At 54.6% G+C, this 15,034-nt stretch carries 9 protein-coding genes; 3 read left to right on the top strand and 6 right to left on the bottom strand.

Annotated features, from left to right (window positions below; genetic code table 11):
- Window positions 1-349 precede the first annotated feature (349 nt).
- Complete coding sequence (locus HPC62_RS02010; RefSeq protein ID WP_172353525.1) at window positions 350-4,147, top strand: hydantoinase B/oxoprolinase family protein; 3,798 nt, start codon at window positions 350-352, stop codon at window positions 4,145-4,147.
- 87 nt (window positions 4,148-4,234) lie between these two features.
- On the opposite strand, the gene HPC62_RS02005 is transcribed toward HPC62_RS02010, so the two are convergent.
- The 3 genes from HPC62_RS02005 to acs form a co-directional block, all read right to left on the bottom strand.
- The gene (locus HPC62_RS02005; protein WP_172353524.1) at window positions 4,235-5,107 is read right to left on the bottom strand and encodes a cyanophycinase; all 873 of its coding nucleotides are present in this window, start codon (window positions 5,105-5,107) and stop codon (window positions 4,235-4,237) included.
- A 289-nt stretch (window positions 5,108-5,396) separates the two neighbouring features.
- Window positions 5,397-6,569 carry a transposase gene (locus HPC62_RS02000; protein ID WP_172353422.1) on the bottom strand — a complete coding sequence of 391 codons (1,173 nt, stop codon included), beginning with the start codon at window positions 6,567-6,569 and terminating at the stop codon, window positions 5,397-5,399.
- Between the two features lie 285 nt (window positions 6,570-6,854).
- On the bottom strand, window positions 6,855-8,825 hold the full coding sequence (acs, locus tag HPC62_RS01995; RefSeq protein ID WP_172353523.1) for an acetate--CoA ligase: 1,971 nt from the start codon (window positions 8,823-8,825) through the stop codon (window positions 6,855-6,857).
- Between the two features lie 249 nt (window positions 8,826-9,074).
- On the opposite strand from acs, the gene HPC62_RS01990 reads away from it, so the two are divergent.
- The gene (locus HPC62_RS01990; protein WP_172353522.1) at window positions 9,075-9,785 is read left to right on the top strand and encodes a Uma2 family endonuclease; all 711 of its coding nucleotides are present in this window, start codon (window positions 9,075-9,077) and stop codon (window positions 9,783-9,785) included.
- A gap of 80 nt (window positions 9,786-9,865) precedes the next feature.
- Here the strand turns inward: HPC62_RS01990 and HPC62_RS01985 are convergent, their stop codons facing one another.
- The gene (locus tag HPC62_RS01985; protein WP_172353521.1) at window positions 9,866-10,795 is read right to left on the bottom strand and encodes a sterol desaturase family protein; all 930 of its coding nucleotides are present in this window, start codon (window positions 10,793-10,795) and stop codon (window positions 9,866-9,868) included.
- Window positions 10,796-10,952: 157 nt separating this feature from the next.
- On the opposite strand from HPC62_RS01985, the gene HPC62_RS01980 reads away from it, so the two are divergent.
- Window positions 10,953-12,335: an 8-oxoguanine deaminase gene (locus HPC62_RS01980; protein WP_172353520.1), complete on the top strand. Its 1,383-nt coding sequence runs from the start codon at window positions 10,953-10,955 to the stop codon at window positions 12,333-12,335.
- Window positions 12,336-12,343: 8 nt separating this feature from the next.
- Here HPC62_RS01980 and HPC62_RS01975 read toward each other — a convergent pair whose 3' ends face one another.
- Window positions 12,344-13,627, bottom strand: a complete 1,284-nt coding sequence (locus HPC62_RS01975) for an oligosaccharide flippase family protein (RefSeq protein WP_172353519.1) — start codon at window positions 13,625-13,627, stop codon at window positions 12,344-12,346.
- A gap of 9 nt (window positions 13,628-13,636) precedes the next feature.
- A complete protein-coding gene (locus tag HPC62_RS01970; protein ID WP_205370306.1) occupies window positions 13,637-14,956 on the bottom strand; it encodes an O-antigen ligase family protein in 1,320 nt (439 codons plus the stop codon).
- Between the last annotated feature and the right edge of the window lie 78 nt (window positions 14,957-15,034).

Below are 15,034 nucleotides of genomic sequence, written 5' to 3'. Positions count from 1 at the left end.
TTGATTGGAAAAAGCGACTATCTCAGAATTCCCAGACGGATGGAGATCTAACTGAAGTTTATCAGTATTGATAGTCTACTAAAGGAATCCGCCAATGACTACTGGAGGGCAATAGCGTCATGCCTTCGTGGCGAAACAGTAAAGAAGATTACAACCCTCACCGTAGGAAGATTTCACGCCAAAGCCTTGGCTCATAAAGCCACGATTTTCATAACTGGCAGCGAGCTAGGTGAGACGATGTTAAGAGCAGCTTGCAATTTTTTATTCATCTTGGCTTCATCTTACCAAGTAAGATGCGATTGGCTTGGCACAGTAAGTTTGAATCGATTACCAGAAGGAGTACGACATCATGACACAAGGCTGGCAATTTTGGATTGATCGGGGCGGTACGTTTACCGACATTGTGGCGCGGCGGCCCGACGGGCAGCTTGTCGTGCATAAACTGCTGTCAGAGAATCCAGAGCGCTACGCCGATGCACCGATTCAGGGAATTCGCGATTTACTGAGCTTGTCGCCGGATACGCCGATTCCTGCTGGGCAGATTGCGACGGTGAAAATGGGGACGACGGTGGCAACAAATGCGCTGCTAGAGCGGAAGGGCGATCGCACACTCCTGCTCATCACCAAAGGCTTTCGAGATGCCCTGCGAATTGGCTACCAAAACCGTCCCAACATTTTTGCACGACAAATTATCTTACCTGAAATGCTCTATGAGCGCGTCATCGAGGTAGACGAACGCCTCAGCGCCCAAGGTGAGGTACTCATTTCGTTCCGTCCGATGGAAACGGAGCTAGTGGAAGAGTTGCAAGATGCCTATGCAGCGGGCATCCGCAGTTGCGCGATTGTGTTCTTGCACGGCTATCGCTATCCCGACCACGAGCGGCAGGCGGCGGAACTGGCGCGACAAATCGGCTTTACGCAGGTCTCGGTTTCTCACCAGGTCAGCCCGCTGATGAAGCTGATGAGCCGGGGCGACACAACGGTTGTGGATGCCTATTTATCTCCAATTTTGCGGCACTATGTGGATCGAGTGGCCGCCGAGTTGGGCGTTACGTCGGGTTCTGGTAATTCAGATCGACCGAAGCTGTTTTTTATGCAGTCCAATGGTGGACTGACCGATGCAGCGCTGTTTCAGGGGAAAGACAGTATCTTATCCGGCCCGGCAGGCGGCATTGTGGGTGCGGTCAAAACCAGCCAGCAAGCGGGTTTTAGCAAGATCATTGGCTTTGACATGGGAGGCACCTCTACGGACGTGTCGCACTTTAGCGGTGAGTATGAACGCACCTTTGAAACCGAGGTGGCGGGCGTGCGGCTGCGGGCCCCGATGATGGCAATTCATACCGTAGCTGCGGGCGGTGGCTCGATCTGCCAGTTCGATGGGGCGCGATATCGCGTGGGGCCGGATTCTGCGGGGGCGCATCCTGGCCCCGCCTGCTATCGCAAGGGCGGCCCGCTGACGGTGACCGATTGCAACGTGATGTTGGGTAAGATTCAGCCGCAGTTTTTTCCAGCGGTCTTTGGCCCAGAGGGAAATCTGCCGCTAGATGCCGCCGTGGTGCGGGAGAAATTCACGGCACTGGCGGCGGAGATTGGAACCCATACTGGCAACGCGCGATTCCCGAAGGGATCGCTTCGCGAATCGCCCGAACAGGTGGCTGAAGGATTTCTGGCGATCGCCATCGAAAAAATGGCCAGCGCCATCAAAAAAATCTCCATTCAGCGCGGTTACGACATCACAGAATACACCCTCTGCTGCTTTGGCGGCGCAGGTGGGCAGCACGCCTGCCGGATCGCCGAATCGCTGGGCATCTCGCAAATTTTTCTGCACCCCTATGCGGGCGTTCTCTCGGCCTACGGCATTGGGCTGGCAGACGTGACGACGATTCGCGAGCAGGCGATAGAAGCCCCCCTCACGGATGCCCAGCGACCAGAGATAGAGCGCGTGTTGCAGGAATTGGCGATCGCCGCCCGCCGAGATCTCCAGCAGCAGGGCATCGCCGCCGAATCAGACACCCCCCTGCACACAGACGCGCAGGTGGAGATTCGTCCTAAGGTTCACCTGCGGTACGAAGGAACGGATTCTGCGCTGATTGTCGAATACGCCAGTCTCAACGATATGCGAGATACATTTTCACGGCTCTATCGACAGCGCTATGGATTCACAATGGAACACAAACCGCTAATCGTTGAGGCTGTTTCCGTAGAAGCAATTCACGCTTCTGAGATTACAAGGGTAGAACCGTCAAAACCAGACGAAGTGAATGACCTCAAGACAGATTTTGCTCAAAACATAACCGCGATCGCCACTGTTTCCATGCACACAGGCGGCACAACCTACAACACGCCCGTCTATCAGCGGCAAGACCTGCAAGAGGGCGATCGCCTGATGGGCCCAGCCCTAATCATCGAACCTACCAGCACGAATGTCGTTGAGCCTGGATGGATTGCAGAACTCACGTCTGGTGGAATGCTAATTCTCAAGAAAGATAACGACAGCAGGACGCAAGAAGAGTCTGTAGCCGATTTCCCTCTCGCAACCCATTCTGCCTCTGGCTCGCCTGATCCGGTAATGCTGGAAATCTTCAATAACTTGTTTATGGCGATCGCCGAAGAGATGGGAATTACTCTGCAAAACACCAGCTACTCGGTCAACATCAAGGAGCGATTAGATTTTTCCTGCGCCATCTTTGATCAACAGGGTCAGCTCGTCGCCAACGCGCCCCATATCCCAGTTCACCTCGGCTCCATGAGCGAAAACGTCCGCGCCCTGATTACCGCCAAGGGCCAGACGATTAAACCCGGTGATGTGTACGTGTCCAACAATCCCTACAACGGCGGCACGCATTTGCCCGATATCACGGTGATTACGCCTGTGTTTCAGTCGATGAACCCGAATGCAGAAGCCGCTTCCTCGACTCCCCTCTTCTACGTTGCCTCTCGCGGCCACCACGCCGACATCGGCGGCATCACGCCCGGCTCTATGCCGCCCAACAGCACCCGCATTGAGCAAGAAGGCGTGCTGCTGGATAACGTGTTGCTGGTGGAAAACGGACAATTTCGTGAAGCAGAGATATCAGAAATCCTGACGACCGGATCTTATCCAGTCCGAAATCTAGCGCAAAATTTGGCAGATTTGCAGGCGCAGGTGGCCGCCAATGAGCGCGGCGTGCGGGAACTTCACCGCATGGTTGCCCACTACGGGTTAGATATCGTGCAGGATTATATGCAGCATGTTCAAGACAACGCCGAGGAATCTGTTCGACAGGTAATTGTGAACCTAAGTCGGCAGGTTCAGCCGAACAGCGACGCAAGCGTGTTGAACCGTCAGTTTACCTACCTGCTGGATGATGGCGCGCACATTCAAGTGGCGATCGCCCTTAATCCTCAAGAACGCTCCGCTTGCATTGACTTTACAGGCACCTCGCCTCAGCAGGAAAATAACTTCAACGCGCCGCTGGCCATCTGCAAAGCCGTCGTGCTGTATGTATTTCGCACGCTGGTCGATGCCGAGATTCCGCTCAATGCAGGCTGCCTGAAACCTCTGGAAATCATCGTGCCGGAGGGCTGCTTGCTAAATCCCAAATACCCTGCCGCAGTGGTGGCAGGAAATGTGGAAACGTCGCAGGCGATCGCCAACAGTCTCTACGGTGCGCTGGGTGTCCTCGCTGCTAGCCAGGGCACAATGAACAATCTCACCTTTGGAAATGAAAAGTACCAGTATTACGAAACCATCTGTGGTGGCTCCGGCGCAGGCCCCGATTTCGACGGCACCGATGCAGTGCAAACCCACATGACCAATTCGCGCCTCACCGACCCGGAAGTGCTGGAATGGCGGTTTCCAGTGCTGCTGCGTCGGTTCGAGATTCGCCCCGACAGCGGCGGCGCAGGACGGCATCGCGGTGGCAACGGCGTAATTCGCGAGATCGAGTTTCGCGAACCCATGACGGCCGCGATTCTCTCCAGTTCTCGCCAGGTCGCGCCCTTTGGGCTGTCCGGCGGTGAACCGGGCGCAACCGGACGCAACTGGGTCGATCGCGAAGACGGCCGCCGCGAAGACTTGCCCAGTTGCGCTGAGGTGCAAATGCACGCGGACGATGCGCTGATAATCGAAACGCCGGGAGGCGGCGGGTTTGGAGTTGCAAAGTAGCCCGATGGGAAAGGTCGCCTGGAGGCAGGCGCGGTCGAGTATCGAGGGCTTGAACTTATGCGTGGTCTAGAGGCGATCGCCCCGTCCCTAGCAAATGCAAGAACGAGTATCCAAATTAAACCGATAGCCGTGTGGCAAAATGTGCAGCTTTGCACCGCAGAGGGCAAGCGGTTCATCCATCAGCAGATCATCAACGTTGTTGTGCGTTAGCTCCGACACATCAACAATGGTGACCGATCCTTCGCCAATCACCTCGACTTCGTGGGCGTTGATCACAATTGCCGTGTTTTCGTCAATGCCAAATCCTAGAATGGCGGGCTGCTGAGCCACAGCCGAGAGCAGGCGACCAATTCGGCCGCGCTGGGCAAAGTGCTGGTCGATCACCACGCCAGGAAAGAAACCCATGCCGCGATCCATCTTGGCAGATTCGGGACGGGGATTGCTTTCGCTCTCTCCTTCGACGATCATCATGTCGGGCATCATCGCCGCTCCAGCACTGGTTCCGGCGATCACCACCCCTTCGGCAAATCGCTGGTGGAGCGCCACATCTAGCTCGGTGTCTTTTAGGCACTCTGTAATGCGGGCCTGGTTGCCGCCTGTGAAGAAAACGCCCGTGGCCTGCTGAATATCGGCGATCGCCTTGGGATTGCTGGCATCCTCTCGACGACCCGTATCCACAACGCGCACATCTTCCACGCCCAGCCGCTCAAAGATATCCATGTACATGGCTCCCACCTCGCCGGGCAACCCTGTGGCCACGGTCATCACCACCACCCGCGCCTGCAAGCCGCCCGCCTCCCGCACAAACTCGCGCAGAATCTTGCATTCGCCTTCCTTATCTTCTGCCCCACCAATAATAATCAATCGTCCATAGGTTTCCGGCAGCGCTACATTTTCTGGATCAGCCACCCGCTCTTCCAAATCAGCCGCAGCAGTTGAGCCTTCTACTTGAGTTTCCATACTTTTTCTTGGGAATTCATATCGAGTAATATCAATCTTTCCTGACATCGGGCGATCGCTGATACCCTCTGCGGGAAGAGATAAGACAATCCGCAACCCTATCTTTGGATGGGTCAATATCCCACAGCATTCTGTCGATTGGTTGAGCAACAGCGAGCTAAGTAGGTGGACATTAATAAACATAAAACCCAAATAAAACCCAAAGACCCTGCGCCGCCCGCGGCGCGGGCGGCGCAGGGTTCAGGATCTGTTTTTTAATCTGGTCTATCTACCTGCTTGACTGACAAAACTAAGAAGCTGGAATACGGCTGAGGACAGTGAATTCACGCTTTAGGGAGTCATCGTGTTGTCGCCTTGATGCGATGGCAGGTTGAGGGTCAGGTGAACAGGAGAGGAACTGATAAACGTGAATCTTCCACTGGTGAGTGATAGCCAGCCGAATCCAATTCCAGCCCAGCTTGAGATAACTCATGCCGCGCTTCCAGTGAGCATCGACTTGGCGACGCTTGCCGGATGCGACCACTTGCACCCCTTGGAGAACTAAGAACAGCATCGTCAAGGCGATTACCCCACACAACTGGGAAAGGGCAACCTTGTCTCTGAGTCTGGAGGCTTCGAGATTAAACCCGTTGGACTTCAAATCCAAAAACGACTCCTCCACCTGAAATCTCAGTCGATATTGGGCAAACGTCTGCAAGTTCGTCGGCTCATCACTCACAATTGTCCAATTCTCGCTGCTGAGTTTGTCGTGGGCAAAGGCAAGGTAAACATTGTCGTAGGGCTTTGTTCTACCCACCGACACTGCAGGCGTAAAGTAAGCTTGTCCTGGTTGCAATTGAACCGACGATACCTGGCGCCACTGCCCTTGGTGCTGAAATTGGAAGGAGCGTTTGATGCGGATGCGGAAATGCCAACCCAGATTCTCCCGGAGGTATTTCATCAACTTGCCATCGGCAAACCCTCGGTCTGCCAAAAGGACAATCGCGACACCCTCGGGCATCAGCCGTTGCGCTTGCCGCAGTACCCGTTGAATCGTCCACAACCTGACGGTGCTGCTTGATTGCGCCACCACTTTCCAAGCGACCGGAACCGTTCTTCCTCGGTACACCACTGCGACCCAGACGATGCAGAAACAATTCCATACGACCGTTGTATCGAGGCTTAAGTAGAGTCGTTGGGTCTGCCAGTTGGACAGAGCCTGCCCAATCAGCGCATGATGAGCGGACGCGACATTGATCCGCCGATTCGACAACCAGCGGCGAAACCGGCGTTGGTGGGATTGAGCCATTTGAGCGCGACTCCTCACATACACCCCAAATCCATTGAGATGAACGTTTTGGCTTCCAATCATGCCAATGATCATCCAGCACAGTGTTTGCAGATGGCGAGCATCCTGCCACTGAATGTCGCATTGACGCAGAAAATCATTCAACGCATCATAAAGACGGGAAGTCGGTGACATTGATTTGACTGGTTTGTGTGGTTACTTCTCAGCCTAAATCATGCTCTGCTTCCCGCATGGCTTTCGTTCCAGCTTTAACCTGTTTTGTCAGTCAAGCAGGTCTATCTACTTATCAGCTCATAAAACGCGGACGAGTTTCTGCTCCTCGCCCCGCAACTGTGCGGCATCTTGCACGCTCTGGCTCCGCATCGGGTCATCTGTAAAGACACCCAGCCTGCTAATCTCCCGATTTAGCCAGCGTCGAGACAATTGAAGCTGATTGATTATCAAATCCCAAACTCTAGACTACGCACCTTCCCGTAGCTTATCCAGCACCGAGCGGTCTTCTAGCGTGGAGGTGTCGCCAGAGATTTCCTGACCCGCCGCGAGCGATCGCAACAGTCGCCGCATAATCTTGCCCGATCGCGTCTTGGGCAGGGCATCGCTAAAGCGGATTTCGCCAGGACGGGCCAGCGCACCGATTTCCGCCACAACGTGCTTCTTCAGTTCGGCAACTAGTTCCTCGCTAGGCGTAACGTTGCCTTCTAGAGACACAAACGCCACAATGTCTTCGCCCTTGATCTCGTCCGGTTTGCCTACGACGGCGGCTTCTGCCACCGCCGGATGGGACACCAGCGCCGACTCGATTTCCATCGTGCCCAGGCGATGCCCCGACACGCTGATCACGTCGTCTACCCGACCCATCACCCAGAAATAGCCGTCCTCATCCTTGCGTGCGCCGTCGCCTGCGAAGTAGAGATATTGCCCATCTTTTGGGGGAATATGCTCCCAGTAGGTGCGGCGGAAGCGATCGTCGTCGCCATAGACCGTCCGCATCATCGACGGCCAGGGATGCTTCACCACCAGATAGCCGCCTTCGTTCGCGGGGACGGGATTGCCCTCCAAATCCACCACGTCTGCCAGAATGCCAGGGAAGGGCCGCGTCGCAGAACCGGGCTTGGTGGCGATCGCCCCTGGCAGCGGCGTAATCATAATCCCTCCCGTCTCCGTCTGCCACCAGGTATCCACAATCGGGCAGCGCTCTCCACCGATGACGCTGTGATACCACATCCACGCTTCCGGGTTGATCGGCTCGCCCACGGTGCCCAACAGCCGCAGCGACGAGAGATTGCGGGCGCGGGGATGGTGTTCGCCCATCTTGATAAAGGCGCGGATCGCCGTCGGCGCGGTATAGAAAATTGTCACACCGTATTTCTCAATCACATCCCAAAAGCAGCCAGGGTTGGATGCACGGGGCGCACCCTCATACATCACCGTCGTTGCGCCGTTCGACAGTGGCCCGTAGACGATATAGCTGTGTCCTGTGATCCAGCCCACGTCAGCGGTACACCAATACACATCAGTATCTTGCAGGTCAAAGATCCACTTGGTCGTCATGTGGGTATAGAGGTTGTAGCCAGCGGTCGTGTGAACCACGCCCTTCGGCTTGCCCGTGCTGCCAGAGGTGTAGAGGATAAACAGCAGATCTTCGCTGTCCATCGGTTCCGCCGGACAATCCGCCGACACGCCCTGGCGCAGGTCATGCCACCAGTGGTCGCGCCCCGCCTGCATATGCACCTTTTGCTTTGTGCGCTCCACCACCAGCACATTGTCCACGCTGGGGCAGGCTCCCCCTTCTAGCGCCTTGTCTACCTGCTCCTTCAGCGGCACGATCGCATCTTTGCGCCAGCCGCCGTCTGCGGTGATCACCAGCTTGGCTTGGCCATCATTCAGGCGATCGCGCAATGCCTCCGCACTAAACCCGCCAAACACCACCGTATGAGCCGCCCCAATCCGCGCACAGGCCAGCATGGCGATCGCCGCTTCAGGAATCATCGGCATATAAATGCCCACCACATCGCCCTTCTTCGCGCCGAGCGACTTCAGCACATTGGCAAACTGGCAAACTTCGCGGTGAAGCTGGGCGTAAGTTAGCGTGCGCGAGTCGCCCGGTTCGCCCTCCCAGATCAGCGCCGCCTTGTTCTTGCGCCAGGTCGTCAAGTGGCGATCGAGGCAGTTATAGGAAATATTAATCTTGCCACCCACAAACCATTTGGCAAAGGGCGGCTGCCAATCCAGCACCGTCTGCCACTTCTCAAACCAGTGCAGTTCCTTCTGCGCCAGATCCGCCCAAAACTTTTGCGGGTCGGCCGCCGCCCGTTCATAAAGCTGCTCGTATTCTTCCAGCGTCTTGATATGCGCCTGCTGAGAAAACGCGGCAGGCGGCAAAAACTGGCGGTCTTCGTGCAGGATGGATTCAATCGTGGGATTTGACATACGGTCTTGGGGTGCAGCTCAGTGGACTATCGCCTTTGAATTAAATCAACTTAATCAACTGCTGACTATTCAAAGCAGCAATCAGGCTATTCAAAAACCATACGGGTTTTGCGGCTCCCTAGGACAGACCCTACACGTTCCTTTAAGGTTTGCCATTCTCGAAGACCTACCCGCAGGACTCGCCACCCCATCACCCCTATCACTCCATCCCGCAGCGCTACACTAAAATCATCCTCCACCCAGCCAGCCATGTCGGTTGCCAAAGATCGCGAGCTAGCCATAGCGCAACCCCCGCTCGACCCGCCGTTGATCATTCCGCCGGGCAATCTCTCCAGCCACGAACCGCCTTTGGAAAGCTCCCTCCATCTCCAGCAGCTGATTCTCTTGCTGACTTCCCTCAACTGGCTGTGGCAAGACCGCACCGACTACTTCGCCGCAGGCAACCTGACGATTTACTACAGCCCCAACCAGCGCAAGTCTGAGGATTTTCGCGGGCCAGACTTTTTTGTGGTGCTGGGGACGGAGCGGCGGCCGCGCAAAAGCTGGACGCTGTGGGAAGAAGACGGCAAATATCCCAACGTGATTGTGGAACTGCTGTCGGACTTGACCGCCAGCGTGGATCGGGGGCTAAAAAAGGAGATTTATCAAGACACCTTTCGGACGCTGGAATATTTCTGGTTTGATCCTGTCAGCCTGGAATTTGAAGGATTTTCGCTGGTGCGCGGGCGCTATGAGCCGATTGCGCCCAACGACCAAGGGCGGCGATGGAGCGACCAGCTTCAGCTTTTCTTGGGGATTCATGACGAACAGCTTCGGTTTTTCCGACCTGACGGCAGCCTAGTGCCCACGCCCGAAGAAGCAGCGCGGATAGAACAACAGCGGGCTGATGCAGAACAAGAGCGGGGCGATCGCCTCGCCACAAAGCTCCGAGAACTGGGCATCGACCCAGACACCCTGTAGCGCTGCGAGAGATTGCTAAACGCCTCGCAAGCCCACGGTCTGACAATCCAAAATCGCCAATCTAAACTCCAAAATCAATCCTAGACCTCGTTCGGCTGACTGCGATTCGAGCTGCCCAGCCACCGCCGCAGCGGGTAGAGCAAATGCGCTCCCAGGTTTTCGGGAATTGGCTCGCCACAGATGCCAAAATTGTGGGGCTGCTGACCCTGCGGCAGATAAAACGTGCCAAACATCAAATCGTAGACGGGGAATAGTCCAGCAAAGTTGCAGCCGAGACCTGCCTCTTCTCGCGTATGGTGCCAGCGGTGGAAGGCGGGGCTAGCCAGCACATAGCCCAGCGGTCCGTAAGTCCAGCGGACATTGGCATGGATAAAGGCGACGTAGCTCGACAAAAAAGCCGTGTACATTTCTACGGCAACTGGCGAAAAGCCCAGAATCAGCAGCGGCGAAGCCTGACACACCCGCGAGATAATGTCATTCACCGGATGCAGCCGCACCGCCGTCAGCCAGTCCATTGTTTCCGCGCTGTGGTGGACGGCGTGATAGTCCCACAGCGGCTCGGCGTGTTGCAGGCGGTGTGTCCAGTAGCCGATGCCGTCGCCGACGACAATCATGATCAGCCCCTGCACCCAGAGCGGCAGTTGCGCTGCCCAGCCATAGCCCGTCAGCACGCTTTGCCAGTCGAGCGATCGCCCCAGCAGCAGATACACGGGGAGCAAAACGAGGGCGATCGCCCCCATGCTAAGAATCTGAATCACCATCGGTGTCAAGAACCAGTAAAAGCTATCTAGCCAGTAGCCCCGCCGAAATCGGGGTTGGTCGGGAATGCTAGCAAAATAGCGTTCTAAAACACCAAACAAAACGGTCAAAACCAGATAGAGAATTAGCGCTCGCAGAAACCGATCTTGCATGGTGGGGCGGATTGCCGAAAACATCTCTTTGGACATTACATAATCGGCAGCAGCCGGAACTGTCAAGCCGCCACAGGTGAGTTTAGAAGACCGATGCAAGTTGTTGCAGGAATCAAGGTCAGCAGGATTCAAAAGAATTTGTGATATCTAAAAGATTTTGATGAGCAGTGCCCTAGACTGCGGAAAAATTCAGCCCAAATTCTATAGGGCTTTCCTACAAATTCGCCTCCCCCCACACTCCAATCCCCGCTGCACGATGCCAAGCCTTTTAGTCAAAAACATTCACACGCTGGTAACTCACGATGCAGAGCGGCGCGAGATTCGCAACGGGGCGCTGCTGGCGCAGGACGGCGTGATCGAGCAGGTCGGCACGACGGCTGAACTGGTAGGCAATCCGATGCTGATGGCGGACGAGGTGCTGGACTTAGGCGATCGCCACATTGTCTTGCCCGGTCTGGTCAACACCCACCACCACTTCTACCAATGCCTGACGCGAGTGATTCCCGGTGCCCAAAACGGCACGCTGTTTGACTGGCTGACGACGCTGTATCCGATTTGGGCCAACCTGACACCGGAAGCGATTCATATCAGCACCCAGATGGCGATCGCCGAACTGATGCTGTCGGGCTGTACCACTGCCAGCGACCACCTGTATATCTTTCCTAACGGCTGCACGCTGGACGACGAAATTCGCGCCGCGCAGGAGATGGGGCTGCGGTTTCATCCCTGCCGAGGCAGCATGAGTGTCGGCAAAAGCCAGGGCGGGCTGCCGCCAGACTCGGTGGTAGAGTCGGAGGCGGCAATTTTGCAAGATTCCCAGCGCCTCATCGAGCAGTATCACGACAACGAGCGCTACGCCATGCTGCGAATTGTGCTGGCTCCTTGTTCACCCTTTTCTGTGTCGCCCGACCTGATGCGCGAGTCGGCAGCGCTGGCCCGCAGCTATGCTGGCGTGCGGCTGCACACGCATCTGGCAGAGAATAAGTCGGACGTAGACTACAGCCTCAACACCTTTGGGATGCTGCCGGGGGACTATGCTGAATCGGTGGGCTGGCTGGGCAGCGACGTGTGGCACGCCCACTGTGTGCAGCTTGATGAGCGGGCGATCGCCCAATTCGCCGAAACCGGGACGGGCGTTTCCCACTGCCCCAGCAGCAACACTCGCCTCGCCAGCGGCATCGCCCCCATCCGCGCCATGCTGGATCAGGGCGTGCCCGTCAGCCTGGGAGTGGATGGTTCCGCCTCAAACGATACTGGAAACCTGCTGCAAGAAGCCCGCCTCGCCTTTTTGCTGGCGCGGGTGCGGGGCAACCTGGCGGCAGACATGACCGCCCGCGAAATACTGGAAGTAGCAACGCTTGGAGGCGCAAGGGTTTTAGGTCGCGCCGATATTGGGGCGATCGCCCCTGGCATGGCCGCCGATTTTATTGCAATTAATCTGGATCGGCCCCAGTTTGCCGGAGCGCTGCATGACCCAGTTTCGGCGCTGGTTTTCTGTCAGTGCGATCGCGTGGATTACAGCTTTATCAATGGCAAAAAGGTCGTCGATCGGGGAAGACTTGTTCCGGTGGATCTAGAAACCCTGGCAGAAAAAACGAACCAAATCGCCTGCCAGCTCACCGATGCATCGCTCGGCTAAAGCCCAATTTACGACTCTGATACCTGCTGGCGAGCAAACCGCAACACCAATCCCCAAAGCAACGCCGCCAGCAATCCATCCGCAATCAGCGAAGCCAACGCTGCGCCCTGCCAGGAATAAGCTGGAATCAGCATAAAGTTGAGCAAGGCGTTGAGTAACGCAATTCCCGCTTGTAAGGCGCTGCGCCAACCCTGCAACCCCGCCCCCGTCAGAGTGTTTGCTGCAAAAAATTGCATAGACTTTAGAAAAATTAGCGGAGACAGCCAGCGGAGAGCGCTCACTGCTTGGGCATAGTCTTCGCCCAGGATGTAAGGCACTATTGGCGCACAAACCCATAATCCCAGACTCGACAGCGCTCCATAGCCTCCCGCGAAGGGCACAATGCGACGGGCAAGCTTAAGGCTCCCTTGGATGCCGCTTGCACCTTTGCGAAAGAACTGCGCGTAGCTCGCACCCATGACAGCAATCAGCGGAATTAATCCAACTTCAATAATGCGATAGGCCGCGCCGTAAATCCCAGTTGCAGTCAACGTAGACATGGAAGCCAGCATAGCTTTGTCAATATCGTTATAAATGGTCTGGGAAGACAGATCAACTGAAAAGTAAAATCCATCCCGAATCTCCGATTTCATCAGGCTGAGATGGGGTTTCGGCTTTCCCAATATCCGAGAGACCAAGCTAATGCTAATGATTGCTGTCATCACGCGACTTGCGAGATAGAGAAGTCCCCAAATTAATGCATTGGGCGCTTGCACAAATAGCAGCAAACAGGCCGCGGCAATTAATCCATTAATACTAAGAAGAATATTTAGCTGAGCATCACGCCCGAACAAGTCAGTAGCAATAAATGATTTTAATGAAGCATCATGAAATCGAGCAAAGATGAGTTCAGCCAGCCCAATTGCCAACAGCAGAACAAAGGGAAACCGAGTCGATAAAACAAACTGATTAAGCACCAAAAGCGCTGCTAAAACAGTAAGCCCAAGAGCCGTAGTAATCCATAGCGCATTGCCAAAGTATGCCTGAATTAGGCTTTTGTTGCGTGAGACATGCTTAACCAAGATGTGCGGTGTTCCCCAGTTGGCAAAGGGAACGACCATCTTCACCAACGCCATTACTCCGACAAACAAACCATATTGCTCAGTCCCCAGCGATCGAGCAATGATAAAGAAGTAGGCCGACTGAAGTACAAGACTGGAAATCCGGGCTGTAAGCTTCCAAAGCGTACCCCGGATGACCGTATTTTGGAGAGAATTCGTAAGACGCGATCGCAGCGAGTTTAGATAAATCATTAGCTGTGGTTAACGCGTCGATAAAGGTTGTCTCAGCAATTCGGGAGCTTTATGAGAACTGGAAATCTGAGCAAAATCAAGGTCTTGAGACTGATCCTCATGGGGCATTAGGGGAGAAAGGGCGATCGCCACATACAACACCCAAAAAATATCATTTGCCCGCATCAGTGAAGTCTCCGGCAGATTTGAGAGAATCATAAAAATCAGAAATGGAAGCGGCCAGACAAACTCTACGCCTAACATGCTTCTGAGACGGATAATGCTATTAATTAAATTCGCAAAATAGCCAATCAAAAAGACAGCCATGCCCACAATTCCTAGCTGTAGAAGCAAATCCAGGAATCCGTTATGAGCATCTGGAACCTGCCAGGCTTCCGCTCGCCAAACAACTGCTGAAGGCCCGTTCAATCCATTCCAAAAAGCTTGATAGCCATAGCCGAACCAAGGACGCTGTCTGATCATTTCTAAAACGGTCATCCATAGATCGATTCGCCCAGTCAGCGTTAAATCTTTGCCTAAGACATCAACAACAATAGATTCTAGATTCTCCACAAACCACAGGGATACCGCACCTGAAACAATGGCAATCGACCCAAGAAAAACGACTAAGAGATGATATTGCAGTCGAAAAAGGCGACAAACGGCAATCACCAACCACATTGCCACTACGTTTACCAGCGCTCCTTTGGAGGTTGAAAGCAGTAGCAGCATGACCGACAACCCTAAACCTAAAGAGAACCAAAGCCTCTGCTTCTGCCCACTAGTTAACAGCAACGTGAAGACGATACTGCTCAGAGTCATCATTTTGCCGAAGTTATTTTTATGGGTGTAGATACCGCGCCAAGCTCCAGCATGAACGCCACCCATGATTCCATATTTAGGCAAGAGCAATGCATAAACCAAACTCAGCCCCACCACTAACCCAAACGTCCAACCCAAAAGCTGTAATTGCTGCTTCAGGGTATACCGAGTTGCAAAGTAGACCCCTAGCAGAGTTGACCCTGTGAAGGAAAAAGAGCGGGAAAGTGTTCTTCCTGGAATTTCTGACCAGAAGAATGAAAGGATAACTAAAGCTAAAATTACCCAAATATAGCGATCCCGCTGAAGCACATAAAGCACTTTTCTCCAGCGAATTGCCAGCAAGCAAAAGACAACTAGATAAGTTAGGAGATATAGATTTCTAGTCAGCCCAAAATCTGGCTCAGCAATTTGCCTATCACCCTGGCTATATCCCCCCGATAGGATCACGTTTAGCGGCCCACCCGTGTGCAACAGGAGAGCGATCGCGGTAAATGCTTGCTCTACAAAGACGAGAGGCTTTTTCATCATGAGAGATATGCGAATGCAGAGGGTTTAGATCCTTAGCTTCATCGTTCAAGTGCATCGTTTAGGCGATCGTCTAGAACG

This window comes from Thermoleptolyngbya sichuanensis A183 (assembly GCF_013177315.1).
Lineage (GTDB): Bacteria > Cyanobacteriota > Cyanobacteriia > Elainellales > Elainellaceae > Thermoleptolyngbya > Thermoleptolyngbya sichuanensis.
The sequence above is the reverse complement of the archived record's forward strand: the minus strand, read 5'-3'. Positions and strand labels throughout refer to the sequence as shown.